Annotated in this window: 15 protein-coding genes; all 15 read right to left on the reverse strand. The window is 70.8% G+C overall.

Annotated features, from left to right (window positions below; genetic code table 11):
• Positions 1-398 precede the first annotated feature (398 nt).
• Positions 399-1712 (reverse strand): tyrosine--tRNA ligase, encoded by a 1314-nt coding sequence (gene tyrS, locus BIV01_RS04130; RefSeq protein ID WP_071295802.1) that lies wholly within the window; start codon positions 1710-1712, stop codon positions 399-401.
• 49 nt (positions 1713-1761) lie between these two features.
• The gene (locus tag BIV01_RS04135; RefSeq protein WP_071302041.1) at positions 1762-2457 is read right to left on the reverse strand and encodes a DNA-3-methyladenine glycosylase; all 696 of its coding nucleotides are present in this window, start codon (positions 2455-2457) and stop codon (positions 1762-1764) included.
• Entirely contained in the window at positions 2454-3905 is a 1452-nt protein-coding gene (argH, locus tag BIV01_RS04140; protein WP_071302042.1) for an argininosuccinate lyase, read from the reverse strand. Before argH ends, BIV01_RS04135 begins: the two co-directional genes overlap by 4 nt.
• A 50-nt stretch (positions 3906-3955) precedes the next feature.
• The gene (locus BIV01_RS04145; protein WP_071302043.1) at positions 3956-5152 is read right to left on the reverse strand and encodes an argininosuccinate synthase; all 1197 of its coding nucleotides are present in this window, start codon (positions 5150-5152) and stop codon (positions 3956-3958) included.
• 15 nt (positions 5153-5167) lie between these two features.
• On the reverse strand, positions 5168-6133 hold the full coding sequence (gene argF / locus BIV01_RS04150) for an ornithine carbamoyltransferase (protein ID WP_071302044.1): 966 nt from the start codon (positions 6131-6133) through the stop codon (positions 5168-5170).
• Positions 6130-7368 (reverse strand): acetylornithine transaminase, encoded by a 1239-nt coding sequence (locus BIV01_RS04155; RefSeq protein ID WP_071295806.1) that lies wholly within the window; start codon positions 7366-7368, stop codon positions 6130-6132. The genes argF and BIV01_RS04155 overlap by 4 nt, the downstream gene beginning before the upstream one ends.
• Entirely contained in the window at positions 7365-8402 is a 1038-nt protein-coding gene (gene argB / locus BIV01_RS04160; RefSeq protein WP_071302045.1) for an acetylglutamate kinase, read from the reverse strand. The genes BIV01_RS04155 and argB overlap by 4 nt, the downstream gene beginning before the upstream one ends.
• Entirely contained in the window at positions 8402-9601 is a 1200-nt protein-coding gene (gene argJ, locus BIV01_RS04165) for a bifunctional glutamate N-acetyltransferase/amino-acid acetyltransferase ArgJ (protein ID WP_071295807.1), read from the reverse strand. Before argJ ends, argB begins: the two co-directional genes overlap by 1 nt.
• The gene (locus tag BIV01_RS04170; protein WP_071295808.1) at positions 9598-10695 is read right to left on the reverse strand and encodes an N-acetyl-gamma-glutamyl-phosphate reductase; all 1098 of its coding nucleotides are present in this window, start codon (positions 10693-10695) and stop codon (positions 9598-9600) included. Before BIV01_RS04170 ends, argJ begins: the two co-directional genes overlap by 4 nt.
• A 77-nt stretch (positions 10696-10772) precedes the next feature.
• Positions 10773-13265 (reverse strand): phenylalanine--tRNA ligase subunit beta, encoded by a 2493-nt coding sequence (gene pheT, locus BIV01_RS04175; RefSeq protein WP_071295809.1) that lies wholly within the window; start codon positions 13263-13265, stop codon positions 10773-10775.
• The gene (pheS, locus tag BIV01_RS04180) at positions 13265-14305 is read right to left on the reverse strand and encodes a phenylalanine--tRNA ligase subunit alpha (RefSeq protein ID WP_070419380.1); all 1041 of its coding nucleotides are present in this window, start codon (positions 14303-14305) and stop codon (positions 13265-13267) included. The genes pheT and pheS overlap by 1 nt, the downstream gene beginning before the upstream one ends.
• A gap of 70 nt (positions 14306-14375) precedes the next feature.
• Positions 14376-15221: a TrmH family RNA methyltransferase gene (locus BIV01_RS04185; protein ID WP_070417881.1), complete on the reverse strand. Its 846-nt coding sequence runs from the start codon at positions 15219-15221 to the stop codon at positions 14376-14378.
• 66 nt (positions 15222-15287) lie between these two features.
• A complete protein-coding gene (gene rplT / locus BIV01_RS04190; protein WP_022908516.1) occupies positions 15288-15671 on the reverse strand; it encodes a 50S ribosomal protein L20 in 384 nt (127 codons plus the stop codon).
• A 28-nt stretch (positions 15672-15699) separates the two neighbouring features.
• Positions 15700-15894 (reverse strand): 50S ribosomal protein L35, encoded by a 195-nt coding sequence (gene rpmI, locus BIV01_RS04195; protein ID WP_022903519.1) that lies wholly within the window; start codon positions 15892-15894, stop codon positions 15700-15702.
• Positions 15895-15955: 61 nt separating this feature from the next.
• Positions 15956-16621 carry a translation initiation factor IF-3 gene (gene infC, locus BIV01_RS04200; RefSeq protein ID WP_070417880.1) on the reverse strand — a complete coding sequence of 222 codons (666 nt, stop codon included), beginning with the start codon at positions 16619-16621 and terminating at the stop codon, positions 15956-15958.
• Positions 16622-16742: the final 121 nt, after the last annotated feature.

A 16742-nucleotide genomic window follows, 5' to 3' on the forward strand; every position in this document is an offset into this window, starting at 1 on the left:
CAGACGCACTCCCCACTCGACCCCGAAAGAGGTTCCGCCAGAGAGGCTTTCGTTCTTGGTTTGACCACCGGTGTGTCGTCGGACCCTGAGGCCTAGTGGCTCATCCCGTAGGAGAGAACCGGTGGAGTAGTCATCCTAGGCGTCGAAGCGATCCAGCGCAAGGCCAGATCTGAACTTCAGTGGAGGATGGTCCCGCTTGAGGGCCGGCGTGCTCTGGGCTTTCGCTCCAGCCGCTCCGCCGCACCTTTGGGGTGACGAGTAAGAACTATACGCAGCGTTCAGCGGGTGCGCCAAGACGGGCCACATCCCGGGCGTGTCGCGTTGTGCAACACGTGCGGCCCGGACGCAGCGATGCCCGGCTCCCACCAGGGGAACCGGGCATCGACGAGCGGCGGCGATCAGGAGAGCGTCACGCCGGCCAGGGTCTTCTTGCCACGACGGAGCACGAGCACTCCCCCGGGCAGGGCGAGGTCGGACAGCGGCGCGGTCGGGTCCTCGGCGCGGGTGTTGTTCACGTACACACCACCCTGGTCGATGGCGCGACGGGCTTCGCCGAGGGACTTCACCAACTCGGTGTCGACGAGCGCTCGGGCCACGTCCGCATCACCGGGCAGCGCCACCGACCCCGGGAGCTCCGCGATCGCCGACCGCAGGGTGGTGGCGTCGAGCGCGCCCAGGTCGCCGTTGCCGAACAACGCCGCGGAGGCATCGATCGCCGCCTGCGTCGCCTCGACCCCGTGCACGACCGCCGTCACCTCGAACGCGAGGGTCCGTTGCGCCTCGCGCCGGAACGGCTCGTCGGCAACGGCCTGCTCGAGCCGCTCGATCTCGGCGCGGGACAGGAACGTGAACTGGCGGAGCCGGGCGATCACGTCGGCGTCCGTCGTGTTGAGCCAGAACTGGTAGAACGCGTACGGCGAGGTCATGTCCGGGTCGAGCCAGATCGCGTTGCCCTCGCTCTTGCCGAACTTCGTGCCGTCGGAGTTCGTGATGAGGGGCGTCCCCAGCGCGTGCACCGTCGCCCCCTCGGCACGACGGATGAGTTCCGTCCCCGAGGTCAGGTTGCCCCACTGGTCCGAGCCGCCCGTCTGCAGGGTGCACCCGTACTGGCGGAAGAGCTCGCGGTAGTCGAGGCCCTGCAGGATCTGGTAGCTGAACTCGGTGTAGCTGATGCCCGAGTCGGAGTTCAGGCGCGCGGCGACGGCGTCCTTCTTGAGCATCGAGTTCACGCGGAAGTACTTGCCGATGTCGCGCAGGAAGTCGATCGCGGACAGCGGTGCCGTCCAGTCGAGGTTGTTCACCAGCCGCACGCCGTTCTCGCCGTCGGGGCTGAGGAACCGCGACACCTGGCCCTGCAACCGCGTGACCCACTCCTGCACGGTCTCGCGGGTGTTGAGCGTCCGTTCGGCTGTCGGCCGCGGATCGCCGATCAACCCGGTGGAACCACCGACCAGTGCGAGCGGCTTGTGCCCGGCGAGCTGGATCCGGCGCATGGTGAGCAGCTGCAGCAGGTTCCCGCAGTGCAGGGACGGCGCCGTCGGGTCGAAACCGCAGTAGTACGTGATCGGCTCGCCGTCGAGGGCCTCCTTGAGTGCCGTCTCGTCGGTGGAGACGTGCACCAGATCACGCCAGCGCAGTTCGTCCCAGACCGAGGCGAAGGTCGGGTCGTTCTGCTGGCGCGTCAGGACATCGTGAGCGGATTCACTGGACACCCAGCCATCGTAGCGGCGCACGCGGTCCAGGAGGCGCGGGTCGACTCCGTCAATCGAGGGCGCCCTTGTGCCGCCGGTACGCCGACACGGTCGGGTCACCGGTGAGCCAGAAGCGCCAGGGGAAGCGCGCGCCGCCGGCGATGCCGCCGACGCCGGTGCGCGGCCCTCGGGAGATCCGCGGGACCGGACCGGTCGCCGCCGGACCGGGCACGGTCTCGGACAGGAGTTCCTCGACGACGCGGGTCGGTCCGACGGCGGCGAGCCGCGCCTCCAGGCCGGGAGCCAACGTCAGCACGTACGGGCCGGAGCCGTCGAGGAGTCTGCTGCCGTCGTCCTCGCCGAGCACCGCACCGAGCGCGCCGCCGAGGTTGCCGGGACCGCGCGCGAGCGCGACGTCCGTGACGGAGCCGCCGCGTCGGGAACGGGCCGTCTCGAGGCCCTCGACGACCTGCGCGCCCCGCAGCAGCGATCCCGACGACGTGCCCTCCGGCGCACTCACGACGTTGACGCACGTGTGGATGCCGTAGGAGCGGTAGGCGTAGAGCGTTCCGGGCGGTCCGAACAGGTGACGGTTGCGCGGCGTCGGACCGCGGTGGCCGTGCGAGCCGGGGTCGGTGGGGCCGAAGTATGCCTCGACCTCGGTGATGCGCAGGGTCACGCCCTTGCCCGCGATCGTCGCACCGAGCAACGCCGGCGCTGAGACCGGCGCCGGTTCGGACAGCAGCGCGAGCGTGGGGTCGGTCATCGGGTGAAGGGCACGCCCTCCGCCAGGTCGTGCACGCGACGGGTGAGCGAGGCGAGCTGTTCGGCGACGCGGTCCGGCGCGGTGCCGCCGATGCCGGCGCGCGACGCGACGGAACCCTCGATGGTGAGGACGCCGCGGACCTCGGGTGTGAGGTGTTCGGACACCGTCCGGTACTCGTCGTCGGTGGGGTCGTCGAGTTCGATCCCGCGCTCCTCGCAGTACCGGACCAGCGCGCCGGAGACCTCGTGCGCGTCACGGAACGGCACCCCCTGGCGGACGAGCCACTCGGCGACGTCCGTCGCGAGCGAGAATCCCTGCGGCGCGAGCTCGGCCATGCGGTCGGTGTCGAACGAGAGGGTCGCGACCATGCCGGTGAAGGCGGGGAGCAGGACCTCGAGGGTGGCGACCGAGTCGAAGACGGGCTCCTTGTCCTCCTGCAGGTCGCGGTTGTAGGCGAGCGGCAGGCCCTTGAGCGTCGCGAGCAGGCCGGTCAGGTTGCCGATGAGCCGGCCCGACTTGCCCCGGGCGAGCTCGGCGATGTCCGGGTTCTTCTTCTGGGGCATGATGCTCGACCCCGTGGAGAACGCGTCGTGCAGCCGGACGAAGCCGAACTCCTTCGTGTTCCAGAGGATGATCTCCTCCGCCAGGCGGGAGACGTCGATGCCGATCTGCGCGAGGACGAACGCGAACTCGGCGACCACGTCACGAGCCGCCGTGGCGTCGATCGAGTTGTCCGCGGGGCGGGCGAACCCGAGCTCGTGGGCGATCGCCGAGGGGTCGAGGCCGAGCGAGCTCCCCGCGAGGGCGCCGGCGCCGTACGGGCTCACGCTCGCGCGGTCCGCCCAGTCGCGGAGCCGCTCGAGGTCACGGACCAGGGGCCACGCGTGCGCGAGCAGGTGGTGTGCGAGGAGGACCGGCTGCGCGTGCTGCAGGTGCGTGCGACCCGGCATGATCGCTCCGGGGTGCTCGTTGGCCTGCTGGGAGATCGCGTCGACGAGGTCGATGACGAGGTGCCCGATGCGGCGACCGTGGTCGAGCATGTGCATCCGACCGAGCGTCGCGATCTGGTCGTTGCGGCTCCGGCCGGCGCGCAGCTTCCCGCCGAGCTCGGGACCGAGGTCGGCGATGAGGAGTCGTTCGAGGGCGCCGTGCACGTCCTCGTCGCTGTCGGCGGGCTGCAGCGCGCCGTCGGCGTGCGCGGACTCGAGGCGGTCGAGGCCGGCGATCATCCGCTCGAGCTCGTCGGCCGTCAGGTACCCGGCGGTGTTGAGGGCGCGGGCGTGGGCGCGGGAGCCGGCGATGTCGTAGGGGGCGAGCTGCCAGTCGAAGTGGGTCGATCGGGAGAGGGCGGCGAGCTCGGCGCTCGGGCCGTCCGCGAAGCGGCCACCCCAGAGGGCGCCGGTGTTCGTGGCGTCGGTCTTGGCGGCGGGCTGGTTCGCGTCGGTCATGGTTCTCTCGTCGTCCGGTCGTGGGTTTTGGGGGCGGGGTGCCTGGGCGCTCAGTTCGCCAGGTCGCGGCGGGCGGAGATCTTGCTCGGCAACGACCAGATGTCGATGAACCCCTTCGCGTGCGACTGGTCGAAGGCGTCGCCCGTGTCGTAGGTCGCCAGGTCGAAGTCGTAGAGGCTCTGGCTGGAGCGGCGTCCGGTCACGACGGCTCGGCCCGCGTGGAGCCGGAGTCGGACGTCGCCGGAGACGTGCTGCTGGGTGTGGGCGATGAAGGCGTCGAGGCTCCGCTTCAGGCCGCTGAACCACAGCCCGTCGTAGACCAGGTCGGCCCAGTCCGACTCGACCTGCCGCTTGTACCGGTTGACGTCGCGTTCGAGGGTCAGGTTCTCGAGCTCCTCGTGCGCGGCGATCAGGGCGACGGCGGCCGGCGCCTCGTACACCTCGCGCGACTTGATGCCGACGAGCCGGTCCTCGACCACGTCGATCCGACCGACACCGTGCTTGCCCGCGAGTGCGTTGAGCTCCTGCACGACGCGCAGCACGCTGAACCGCTGTCCGTCGATGGCGACGGGGACCCCCTGCTCGAAGGTGATCGTCACCTCGTCCGGAGCACGCGGGACGGTCGGGTCCTGCGTGTAGGCGTAGAGCTCCTCCGCCGGGGCGTTCCACGGGTCCTCGAGGTGACCGGTCTCGACCGCTCGACCCCACACGTTCTGGTCGATCGACCAGGGCGAGCGTTCCGACTGTTCGATCGGCAGGCCGTGCTGCTGGGCGTAGGCGATCGCTCGGTCGCGGGTGAGCGCGAGGTCCCGCACCGGTGCGACGCTCGTCAGGTCCGGGGCGAGGGCCGCGACCGCCGCCTCGAAGCGGACCTGGTCGTTGCCCTTGCCCGTGGACCCGTGCGCCACGCTGTCGGCACCGAGCTGCTTCGCCGTGAGCGCCAGGTGCTTCGCGATGAGGGGACGGCTCAGCGCGGAGACGAGCGGGTAGCGCTTCTGGTACAGGGCGTTGGCCTGCAGCGCGGGGACGAGGTAGTCGTCGGCGAACTCGTCCTTCGCGTCGATGACGATCGACTCGACGGCGCCGCAGTCGAGCGCGCGCTGCCGGATCGCCGCCATGTCCTCGCCGCCCTGGCCGACGTCGACAGCGAGGGCGACGACGTCCTTGCCGGTGGCGTCACGCAGCCAGCCGATGCCGACGGACGTGTCGAGTCCGCCGGAGTACGCGAGGACGACGCGGTCTGCCACGGTGGTCTCCCTGGGTCAGGCGGTCGCGGGGGCGCTGGTCGCGGCGGGAGCGCCGGTCGCGTTCGCTGCGAGGAGCCAGGCGAGCAGCGCCTTCTGGGCGTGGAGACGGTTCTCCGCCTCGTCCCAGATGATGCTCCGCGGACCGTCGATGACCTCGGCCGTGACCTCGAACCCACGGTCGGCGGGCAGGCAGTGCATGAACACGGCGTCGTCGGCGGCGTGTGCCATCACCGCGTCGTCCACGCGGTACCCGTTGAAGGTGTCGAGCCGCGCCTGCTTCTCGTCCTCCTTGCCCATCGACACCCAGGTGTCGGTCACGACGACGTCCGCTCCGGCGACGGCCGCGACCGGGTCGGTCACGACGAGCACGGAACCGCCGGTCACGGCAGCACGACGCTCGGCGTCCGTGACGACCTCGGCCGCCGGGGAGAACTCGGCCGGTGCCGCGACGCGGACGTGCATGCCCGCGGTGGCCCCGGCGAGCAGGTAGGACTGCGCCATGTTGCTCGCACCGTCGCCGATGAAGGCCACGGTCTGCCCCGCCAGGGTTCCGCGGTGCTCGCGGATGGTCAGCAGGTCAGCGAGCAGCTGGCACGGGTGGAAGTCGTCCGACAGGGCGTTGACGACGGGGACGCTCGTGTTCGCCGCCATCTCCTCGAGCCCGGCCTGGCCGTAGGTGCGCCACACGATCGCCGACACCATGCGCTCGAGGACGCGTGCGGTGTCGGACGGCGTCTCCTTGCCCCCCAGCTGGCTGTTCGCCGTCGAGATGATGAGCGGGCTGCCGCCGAGGTCGGAGATGCCGACGTGGAAGGACACCCGCGTGCGGGTGGACGACTTGTCGAAGATCACGGCGACGCTCTGCGGTCCGGCGAGGGGCTTGGCACCCCACCGGTCGGCCTTCATCTGCTCGGCGAGGTCGAGGATCGCGGACTGCTCCGCCTGGCTGAGGTCGTCGTCGCGAAGGAAGTGACGGGTCATGCGGAGGTCTCCTGGGTGGTGGTGCCCTGCTCGGCGGCGACTGCGGCCAGGCTCTCGCTGAGGATCGACACGAACTCGTCGATCTCGGCGTCGGACACGACGAGCGGCGGCGCGATGCGCAGGCTCGACTCGTTCGGGGCGTTGATGATCAGGCCGCGCTCGAGCGCGGCGGCGTTGACGGCGGCGGCGACCGGGCCGGTCAGACCGACCCCGATGAGGAGGCCGGTGCCACGGACCTCTTCGACGAGGGGCGAGCCGATGCTCGCGATGCCCGCACGGATCCGCTCCCCCTTCGTCACCGCACCGGACACGAGGTCAGCCCGCTCGATCTCGGCGAGGACGGCGTTCGCCACCCGGGTGCCGAGCGGGTTGCCACCGAACGTCGAGCCGTGCTGGCCGGCCGAGAACAGTTCGGACGCCCAGCCGAAGGTGACGAGGGCACCGATCGGGAACCCGCCCGCGATGCCCTTCGCGATCGTGATGGCGTCCGGCTCGAAACCGTGGCCCTGGTAGGTGAACCAGTTGCCGGTCCGGCCGACGCCCGTCTGGATCTCGTCGAGGATCAGCAGCGCGCCGTGTTCCGCGGTCAGGCGGCGAGCGGCGAGCAGGAACCCCTCGGGCAGGTCGACCACGCCGGCCTCGCCCTTGATCGGCTCGACGATGAGCGCGGCCACGGTGTCGTCGATCGACTCCTCGAGCGCGGCGACCGTGGAGTCGATGTGCTCGACCCCGGGGACCATCGGCAGGAAGTCCTCTTGCAGTGCGGGCTTGCCCGTGAGCGCGAGCGCGCCCATCGTGCGGCCGTGGAAGCCCTGCTTCAGCGCGAGGATGCGGGTCTTCTGCCCGTCGGCGCCCTTGTTCAGGCGTGCGAGCTTGAACGCGGCCTCGTTGGCCTCGGCACCGGAGTTGCCGAAGTACACGCGGCCGGCCTCACCTGCGCCCGTGATGCGCTTGAGCCGCTCGGCGAGCTCGAGCTGCGGCGGGGTCGCGAAGTAGTTCGAGACGTGCACGAGCTTGGCGGCCTGGTCGCTGATCGCCTCGACCAGCGCGGGGTGCGCGTGGCCGAGCGAGTTGACGGCGATGCCGGCGAGGAAGTCGAGGTACTCGTTGCCGTCGACGTCCCAGACGCGGCAGCCCTCGCCGCGCTCGAGCATGATCTTCGGCGGGGTCAGGGATCGCATGAGCGACGCCCCGAACCGGTCGTTCCAGGTCTCGGTCTGCGTCTCGGTGCTCACTGCGGCTGTCCCTTCTCGGTCGTGCTGGCCACGTGTTGGCCGGTGGTGCTGCTCGTCGACGGTGCTGCGACGCGTCGGCCGATCTCGGCGTGGGTCATCTGGTTCTCGGTGCGTCGGCTCGGGTCCGGGATCACCTCGGTGCCCGCGCCGCGCAGGGTGAACACCTCGAGCAGGATCGAGTGCGGGATCCGCCCGTCGATGATCGTCGCGCCGCCGACCCCGCCGACCACGGCGTCGAGGCACGCGGTCATCTTCGGGATCATGCCCGACTCGAGCGACGGCAACAGGGCGCGGAGTTCCTCGACCGCGATGAGGTCGACGATCGAGTCGCGGTCCGGCCAGTTGCGGTACAGACCGGGGACGTCGGTGAGCATCATGAGCTTCGACGCCTTGAGGGCGATCGCGAGTGCGCCCGCCGCGGCGTCGGCGTTCACGTTGAGCGCCTGGTCCGGGTGGGCGTCGTCGATGGCGATGCTCGACACCACGGGGATGCGGCCGGCCTCGATCGCGGCGAGCACACCGGAGGGGTCGACGTGCGTGATGTCGCCGACGTGCCCGAGGTCGAAGTGCTCGCCGTCGACGACGACGCCCTTCTTCTCGCCGGTGAACAGCGAGCCGCCGTCACCGAACACGCCGACCGCGAGGCCCTCGCCGTGCTCGTTCACCAGGTCGACGATCTCGCGGTTGACCTCGCCGGCGAGCACGTCGCGGACGACCGTGATCGCCTCGGTCGTGGTGACGCGGTAGCCGCCGCGGAACTCGGACGCGATGCCCTGTTCCTTCAGCGCCGCCGAGATCTGCGGGCCGCCGCCGTGCACGACCACCGGGTGGAGGCCGGCGTACCGGAGGTAGACCATGTCCTCAGCGAACGCACGCTTGAGGTCCTCGTTCACCATGGCGTTGCCGCCGAACTTGACGACGACGATCTTGCCCGAGAACCGCTTCAGCCACGGCAGGGACTCGATGAGGGTCGCGGCCTTGACGGTCGCGAGCTCGTGCTCTTCTTCCTTCGAGAGGATGCTGTCGTCGGCCATCAGCTGGAGTACGCGCTGTTCTCGTGGACGTAGTCGTGCGTGAGGTCGTTCGTCAGGATCGTCGCCGAGAACGGTCCGACGCCGAGGTCGATGAGGACGTCGGTGTCGCGCGGCGTCAGGTCGACGCGGTCGCTCGGCTCGTCCGGTGCGCCGGCGTGGCAGACACGGACCCCGTTCATCGAGACGTCGACGGCGTACGGGTCGAACTCGGCGTCGGTGGTGCCGATCGCCGCGAGCACCCGGCCCCAGTTCGGGTCGTTGCCGAACACCGCGGCCTTGAACAGGTTGTTCCGGGCGACGCTCCGGCCGACCGTGACGGCGTCGTCCTCGGTCGCGGCGTTCACGACGTGGATCGCGATGTCGTGGCTCGCGCCCTCGGCGTCCTGCTGCAGCTGCCGTGCGAGGTCGGCGCAGACCGCGGTCAGGGCTTCTTGGAAGTCGCCGACCTCGGGCGTGACGCCGCTCGCGCCGGAGGACAGCAGCACCACGGTGTCGTTCGTCGACATGCAGCCGTCCGAGTCGACCCGGTCGAAGGTGACGCGGGTGGCGGCCCGGAGCGCCTGGTCGAGCTCGTCCGAGCCGACGACGGCGTCCGTGGTGATCACGACGAGCATCGTCGCGAGCCCGGGTGCGAGCATGCCCGCGCCCTTGGCCATGCCGCCGACGGTCCAGCCGTCCTCGGTGACGACCGACTGCTTCGGCTTCGTGTCGGTGGTCATGATGGCGGTCGCGGCGTCCGGACCGCCGTCGGCCGACAGTGCCGCACTCGCGAGGTCGACGCCCCTGAGGACGTTGTCGCGGAACGTCTGGTCGCCGACCCCGATGAGGCCGGTCGAGCAGACGACGACGTCGCCGGCGCCGATGCCGAGCGCCTCGCCCACGGCTTCGGCGGTCATGTGGGTGGTCTGGAAGCCGAACGGACCGGTGAAGCAGTTCGCGCCGCCGGAGTTCAGGACGACCGCTCGGGCGGTGCCGTCACCGACCGCCTGGCGCGACCAGATCACGGGGTGCGCCTGGGCACGGTTGCTGGTGAAGACCGCGGCCACTGCGGCGTCCGGCCCGTCGTTGACGACGAGGGCCACGTCGGGCTTGCCGCTCGACTTGAGACCGGCCGTCACGCCGGCCGCGCGGAAGCCCGCTGCCGCGGTGACGCCCTGGAGGCCCGGGTCGGTATGGGTGGACTGGCTTGCGTCGGTCACGGTGCGACTCCGTCCACGCTGAGGCCGAGGGTCTCCGGGAAGCCCAGGGCGATGTTCGTCGACTGGACCGCGGCACCGGCGGTGCCCTTGGCCAGGTTGTCCAGTGCGCTCACCGCGACGACGCGACCGGCGGCCTCGTCGACCGCCAGCCCGATCAGTGCGGTGTTCGCGCCGATGGTGTCGGCGACCCGGGGGAACTCGCCCTCGGGCAGGAGGTGCACGAAGGGTTCGTCGGCGTACGCCTGCTCCCAGGCGAGCCGGACGTCACGGGCGCTCACACCGGGCGCGAGCTTCGCGGTCGTCGTCGCCAGGATGCCGCGGGACATGGGGACGAGGACCGGCGTGAACGAGATCGTCACGTCGGACGCGCCGGCGACCACGAGGTTCTGCTGGATCTCCGGGATGTGGCGGTGCTTCCCGCCGACCGCGTACGCGCTCGCGGAGCCCATGATCTCGGACGCCAGGTAGGTGTTCGCGAGCTTCTTGCCGGCACCGCTCGGGCCGACGCTCAGCACGGCCACGAGGTCGTCCGACTCGATCAGCCCGGCCTGGATGCCCGGCTGGATGCCGAGCGTGACCGCGGTCACGTTGCACCCGGGGACGGCGATCCGCTTCGTCCCCACGAGCGCCGCCCGCTGCCGGCTCTGCGTCTGGATGTCGTCCACGTCACGCCACTCGTCCGCCGACCCGGGCGTCGGCGCCGCGTGCAGCAGCTCCGGCAGCCCGTAGGTCCACGCGCCGTGGTAGTCGCCGCCGTAGAACGCTTCCCACGCCGCCGGGTCCGTCAGCCGGTGGTCCGCGCCGCAGTCCACGACGAGGGCGTCGTCGCCGAGCTCCGCGGTGATGGCCCCGGACTGGCCGTGCGGCAGCGCGAGGAACACGACGTCGTGTCCGCGCAGGTTGTCCGCCGTCGTCGGCTCGAGGGTCAGGTGCGACAGCGAGCGGAGGTGCGGCTGCGTCGCGATGAGCGGCTGTCCGGCGTTCGAGAACGCCGTCACCGTCCTGACGTCGAACTCGGGATGGGCGGAGAGCACGCGCAGGAGCTCACCGCCCGCGTAGCCGGAGGCTCCCGCCACGGCGACGGATACGGACATGGGATTCCACCTTTGGTCGGACTGGTCGTCGAGAGAGTCGGAGGCGGCGGCCCCGGGCGGTGCTGGTCCCGATGGGATCAGTCGCGCAGGGTCGCCCCGAATCGCTCGCCGGCACGTCGGACGGCGCCGTCACGGGCCTCAGTGGCCTCGGCAGCGGTCAGCGTGCGGTCCGTGGCGCGGAAGCGCAGCGCGAACGTCAGGGACTTCTGTCCCTCGTCCACGCCGGAGCCCCGGTAGTCATCCACGAGGCGAGCATACTCCAACAGCTCTCCGGCACCAGTGCGCACCGCATCCAGTACGTCACCCGCCGGTACGTCGGCATCCACCACGAGGGACAGGTCCTGCGTCGCCGCCGGGTAGGACACGATCGGTGCCACCGACACCAGCTCGGGCGCCGCCCGGACCATGGCGTCGAGGTCGAGTTCGACGACCGCGACGACGCGCGGCAGGACCGCTGCCTCGGTCAGCTCGGGCAGGAGTTCCCCCGCGACGCCGACGACGGTTCCGTCCACGAGGAGCGATGCCGCACGGCCCGGGTGCAGGGACGGGTGCGTCGTCTGCGCCACCGTGAGCTCGACCCCGACCGCCCACGCGACGGCGCGCGCGACGTCGAGGGCGTCCGCGATGCCGTACGGCTCGGGCTGTACGCCGGGCTGCTTCACGACCCGGTTGCCGGTGAGCAGCGCGGACACGTGGAACGGCTGCGGCGGCAGGGACGCGTCGAGCGCGGCGAGGGTGTCGCGGTCCGGGAGCACGGCGCCGGCCGGGACCGTGTCGGTGCCGAGCGTCTCGCCCGCGATCGGCAGGAACACCCGCGAGGTCTCGTAGAGCGCGACGTCGACGAGGCCGCGCGACACGTTGCGGCGGGCGGCGTCGACGAGTGCCGGCACCCCGCTGCGTCGGAGGAGGCTCTGCTCGCTGTCGAGGGCGTTCGCGAGGACCACGCTCGGCCCGCCCGCACCGTCGATGCCCGGGTAGGCGTCCTGCGTGGTCTGCGACACGAAGGGTGCGGTGACGACCTCGACCAGGCCGTCGGCGGCGAGTGCAGCGGCGACGCGACGACGCGCCTGCTGGTGACCGGTCAGCCCACGGCCGGGCGGCGCGACGGGGAGGACGCTCGGGATGCGGTCGTAGCCGACGATGCGCGCGACCTCTTCGACGAGGGTGGTGTCGTCGGTGAGGTCGGGGCGCCAGGTCGGCGGCACGACGGCGAGGGTGTCCCCGTCGACGTCGACCGACGCACCGATCGCGCGCAGGGTGTCGATGACCTCGGCGTCGGTGTAGTCGACGCCGACGAGCTCGGCCGGACGGGCGATGCGCATCGTGACCGTCGGACGGGGCTCGGTGTCGACGAGCGTCGAGCCGAGGGGGTCCGCGGTGCCGCCCGCGAGCTCGACGAGGAGCTCGACCGCACGGTTCGCAGCAGCCTCGGCCACGAGCGGGTCGACACCGCGCTCGAAGCGTCGGGACGCCTCGCTCGGGAGCTTGTGCCGACGCGCGGTCCGGGCGATGGAGGTCTGGTCGAAGCCGGCCGCCTCGATCAGGACGTCGGTGGTGGCGTCGGAGATCTCGGTCCGGGCGCCGCCCATCACGCCGGCGAGGCCGACGGGACCGGAGTCGTCGGTGATGACGAGGTCTTCCGGGTCGAGCGTCCGTTCGACGTGGTCGAGGGTCGTCAGGGTCTCGCCGGCAGCAGCACGACGGACACCGAGCCCGCCCTGCAGCGCCCGGAGGTCGTACCCGTGCAGCGGCTGACCGAGCTCGAACATGACGTAGTTCGTGATGTCGACGGGCAGCGAGATCGACCGGACACCGGCGAGGGCGAGACGCGAGACCATCCACGCCGGGGTCTTCGCGGTCGGGTCGATGCCACGGACGACACGGGTGACGAACGTGTGCGCGCCGACCCGGCCACGCACCGGGGCCTGGTCGTCGATCACGACCGGGAAGCCCTCGGCGCTGCGGGGGGTGACCCGCTCGACCGGGTCGTGGAAGGTCGCGCCGGTGGCGTGGGCGTACTCGCGAGCGACGCCGCGCATGCTCAGCACGTACCCGCGGTCCGGGGTCACGTTGATCTCCACCGCGGCGTCGTCGAGACCGAGGAGCGCGATGGCGTCCGCGCCGACCTCGGGCTCCATGCCGAGGTCCGCGAAGCGGAGGATGCCGTCGTGCTCGTCGCCGAGACCGAGCTCGCGTGCCGAGGCGATCATGCCGTCGGACACGTGCCCGTAGGTCTTGCGTGCGGCGATCGGGAACGGCCCGGGCAGGACGGCGCCGGGGAGCGTGACGACGACGAGGTCGCCGACGTCGAAGTTGTGCGCGCCGCACACGATGCCGCGGGGCTCGGGCTCGCCGACGTCCACCTGGCACCAGTTGATCGTCTTGCCGTTCTTCTGCGGCTCGGGCTCGCGCTCGAGCACGCGGCCGACGACGATCGGGCCCGTGAGGTCGTAGGTGTGGACGTCCTCTTCCTCGAAGCCCACCGACACGAGCGCCGCGTGGACGTGCTCGAGGGTGACGTCGTCGGGGAGGTCGACGGACTCGCCGAGCCAACGGAGTGGGACGCGCATCAGACCACCGTTCCGAACTGCTGCGAGAAGCGGATGTCGCCCTCGAGGAAGTCACGCATGTCGTTCAGGCCGTTGCGGAACTGCAGCGTCCGCTCGATGCCCATGCCGAACGCGAAGCCCTGGTACTCGGCCGGGTCGATGCCGGCGGCGCGCAGGACGTTCGGGTTGACCATGCCGCAGCCGCCCCACTCGACCCACCGGGCGCCGCCCTTGGCGTTCGGCTGCCAGACGTCCATCTCGGCGCTGGGTTCGGTGAACGGGAAGTAGTTCGGGCGGAGACGGATCTGCGCCTCGGCACCGAACATCTGGCGCGCGAAGTGCTCGAGCGTGCCGCGCAGGTGCGCCATCGTCAGGCCCTTGTCGATCGCGATGCCCTCGACCTGGGTGAAGACCGGCAGGTGCGTGGCGTCGAGCTCGTCGGCGCGGTACACCCGGCCCGGCGCGATGACGTAGAGCGGCAGGTCGCGCGAGAGCAGCGACCGCACCTGCACCGGGGAGGTGTGCGTGCGCATGACGAGGTGGCGCTCGACCGGCTCGACGAAGATCGTGTCGGCCATCGCCCGGGCCGGGTGGTCCGGGTCGAAGTTCAGCGCGTCGAAGTTGAACCACTCGTGCTCGAGCTCGGGGCCCTCCGCGACTTCCCACCCCATGCCGACGAAGATGTCGGCCACGGTCTCGTTGAGGAGCGACAGCGGGTGCCGCGAGCCGGGCGCGCGGCGGACCGGGAGCGCGGTGACGTCGACGCGCTCGGCGTCGAGGCGTGCACGTTCCTCGGCTTCGGCGAGCACGGACTCCTGCTCGGCGATCGCCGCGTTCACCTGCCCACGGGCCTGTCCGACGAGCTTGCCCGCGGCCGCCTTCTGCTCCTTCGGCACGCTGCGCATCGACGCGTTCATCCGCGCCAGCGCGGACTGTTCGCCGGTGTGCTCGGCCCTGGCCTGCTTCAGCTCGGCGACGGTCGTCGTGGCACGGACCGCCGCGAGGGCCCGGTCCACGGCGTCGGCGACGGCCGATTCGCTGATCTCGAGAGGTTCTGACACGAGACCCAAGCCTACCGGCCCGTGGGATACCGCCGTCCGGTACCGGACGGTCTGGGGAGGAGTCCCCTGGTCAGTCGCCTGTGGAGGGACGAGCCGTGCGCTGCGCGAACGCCGACTCGTACAGGCAGACGGACGCCGCGGTCGCGAGGTTCATCGACTCCGCCTTGCCGTAGATCGGTACCTTCACGGCGCGGTCGACGAGGGCGAGGTCCTCGGTGGTCAGACCACGTGCCTCGTTGCCGAACACCCACGCGGTCGGACCGTCGAGCATGCCGTCGGCGCGGACCTCGGGCAGGTCGTCGCCCGAGACGTCGGCGGCCAGGATCGTGTACCCGAGGCCCCGGGCACGGGACACCGCGTCGGCGAGCGTCACGCCGACCGACACCGGCACGTGGAAGAGCGAGCCCGTGGTCGACCGCACGACCTTCGGGTTGTACGGGTCGACGCTGCGCCCGGTGAGGACCACCGCGTCGGCGCCGGCGGCGTCGGCCGCACGGATGATGGTGCCGGCGTTGCCCGGATCACGCACCTCTTCGAGGATCGCGACGATCCCCGGCAGGCCGCCACGCGCCTCCTGGGCGGCACCGGCGTCGGGGAAGACGTCCTTCACCGACGTCGGGAACTGCTGGCACACCGCGACGACGCCCTGCGGCGTCACGGTGTCCGCCATCGCGTCGAGGACCTGTTCGGTCACGAACCACGTGTCGACCGGCGCGTCGTCGAGGCCGTAGCGCGCGGCCGCCGTCGGGGTCACGTAGAGCTCGCGGAGGAGCTCCGGGCGGTACTCGATCGCCTCACGCACCGCCTGCGGCCCTTCGAGCAGGAACAGGCCCGTGTCGGCACGCACGTCCTTCTTCGACAGCGCTGCGACGGCACGGACGCGGCCGGCCTTGGGGTTCTCGAGGAGATCGCTCACGGGACAAGTCTAGGAACGACGAAACCCCCGCCGGACCGGCGGGGGTTTCGCGAGCAGAAGAACTGACTACGCAGCCTTCGGGGCCGAGGTGTCGGCCGGGAGCGCCTTCTTGGCGGTCTCGACGAGCGCCGCGAACGTCTCGGGGTTGTTCACCGCGAGGTCCGCGAGGATGCGACGGTCGACCTCGACGCCGGCAAGGCCGAGGCCCTGGATGAGGCGGTTGTAGGTCAGGCCGTTCGCACGCGACGCGGCGTTGATGCGCTGGATCCAGAGGCGACGGAACTCGCCCTTCTTCGCGTGACGGTCGCGGTACGCGTAGACGAGGGAGTGGGTGACCTGCTCCTTGGCCTTGCGGTACAGACGCGAACGCTGACCGCGGTAGCCCTCGGCGCGCTCGAGGATGACGCGGCGCTTCTTGGCGGCGTTGACCGCTCTCTTTACTCGTGCCATTGATCTATTCCTTTACGTTCTGCGGGGCTCAGTGGCCGAGGAGCTTCTTGACGTTCTTCGCGTCAGCCTTGGCGAGGACCTGGTCCTCGTTGAGGCGGGCCTTGCGCTTGGCGCTCTTGACCTCGAGGTTGTGACGCATACCGGCCTGCTGCTTCATGATCTTGCCGCTGCCGGTGACCTTGAAGCGCTTCTTCGACCCGGAGTGGGTCTTCTGCTTGGGCATGGTGGTGCCTTTCCGTGGGATGGATGGGGAGCCGCGTCGTTGCGGGATCGGTCGGTGGGACCTATTCGGCGGGAGCTTCGGCCTGCGCGGGCTCGGGAGCCACGTCGGTGGTCTCGTCCTTGCCCTTCGCAGCGTGCTCCGACGCACGACGCTCGGCCTTCTGAGCAGCGCGCTTGGCGTTCTGCTCGCCCTTGACGTCGGACTTGTTCTTGAGCGGGGCGATGATCATCGTCATGTTGCGGCCGTCCTGGGTCGGACGCGACTCGACGACACCGAACTCGGCGATCTCCTCGGCGAACTTCTGGAGGAGACGGACACCCTGCTCCGGACGCGACTGCTCGCGGCCACGGAAGAGGATCATCGCCTTCACCTTGTCGCCACCGAGGAGGAAGCCCTCGGCGCGCTTGCGCTTCGTCTCGTAGTCGTGCACGTCGATCTTCAGACGGAAACGGACTTCCTTGAGGTCCGTGTTCACCTGGTTGCGACGCGCTTCCTTGGCCTTCTGAGCGGCCTCGTACTTGAACTTGCCGTAGTCCATGATCTTCGCCACGGGCGGCTTCGAGTTCGGCGCGACCTCGACCAGATCCAGCTCGGCTTCCTGCGCGAGGCGCAGTGCGACGGCGATGGGGACAACGCCGACCTGCTCGCCCTGGGGGCCGACGAGTCGGACCTCGGGGACGCGGATTCGGTCGTTGGTACGGGGATCGGGAATGCGGAGCTCCTTCAATCAGGTGGTGGCCGTCCGGGGCGTTTGCCCTGGACGACGGCACGAGAGAGGAGATCTGACGCACGGATCGTGACCCGTTCGGCAGCCGCCCGACGCCGACCCCTGCGGGACGGCCGACCGA

It is taken from the genome of Curtobacterium sp. MCBA15_013 (genome assembly GCF_001865095.1).
Lineage (GTDB): Bacteria > Actinomycetota > Actinomycetes > Actinomycetales > Microbacteriaceae > Curtobacterium.

What these genes read in the sequence shown, in the direction of transcription:
- BIV01_RS04135 (WP_071302041.1), bottom strand. Translation starts at nt 2,457, where the DNA reads ATGACCGACCCCACGCTCGCGCTGCTGTCCGAACCGGCGCCGGTCTCA.
- argF (WP_071302044.1), bottom strand. Translation starts at nt 6,133, where the DNA reads ATGACCCGTCACTTCCTTCGCGACGACGACCTCAGCCAGGCGGAGCAG.
- argB (WP_071302045.1), bottom strand. Translation starts at nt 8,402, where the DNA reads ATGGCCGACGACAGCATCCTCTCGAAGGAAGAAGAGCACGAGCTCGCG.
- rplT (WP_022908516.1), bottom strand. Translation starts at nt 15,671, where the DNA reads ATGGCACGAGTAAAGAGAGCGGTCAACGCCGCCAAGAAGCGCCGCGTC.
- BIV01_RS04170 (WP_071295808.1), bottom strand. Translation starts at nt 10,695, where the DNA reads ATGTCCGTATCCGTCGCCGTGGCGGGAGCCTCCGGCTACGCGGGCGGT.
- rpmI (WP_022903519.1), bottom strand. Translation starts at nt 15,894, where the DNA reads ATGCCCAAGCAGAAGACCCACTCCGGGTCGAAGAAGCGCTTCAAGGTC.
- pheT (WP_071295809.1), bottom strand. Translation starts at nt 13,265, where the DNA reads ATGCGCGTCCCACTCCGTTGGCTCGGCGAGTCCGTCGACCTCCCCGAC.
- argH (WP_071302042.1), bottom strand. Translation starts at nt 3,905, where the DNA reads ATGACCGACGCGAACCAGCCCGCCGCCAAGACCGACGCCACGAACACC.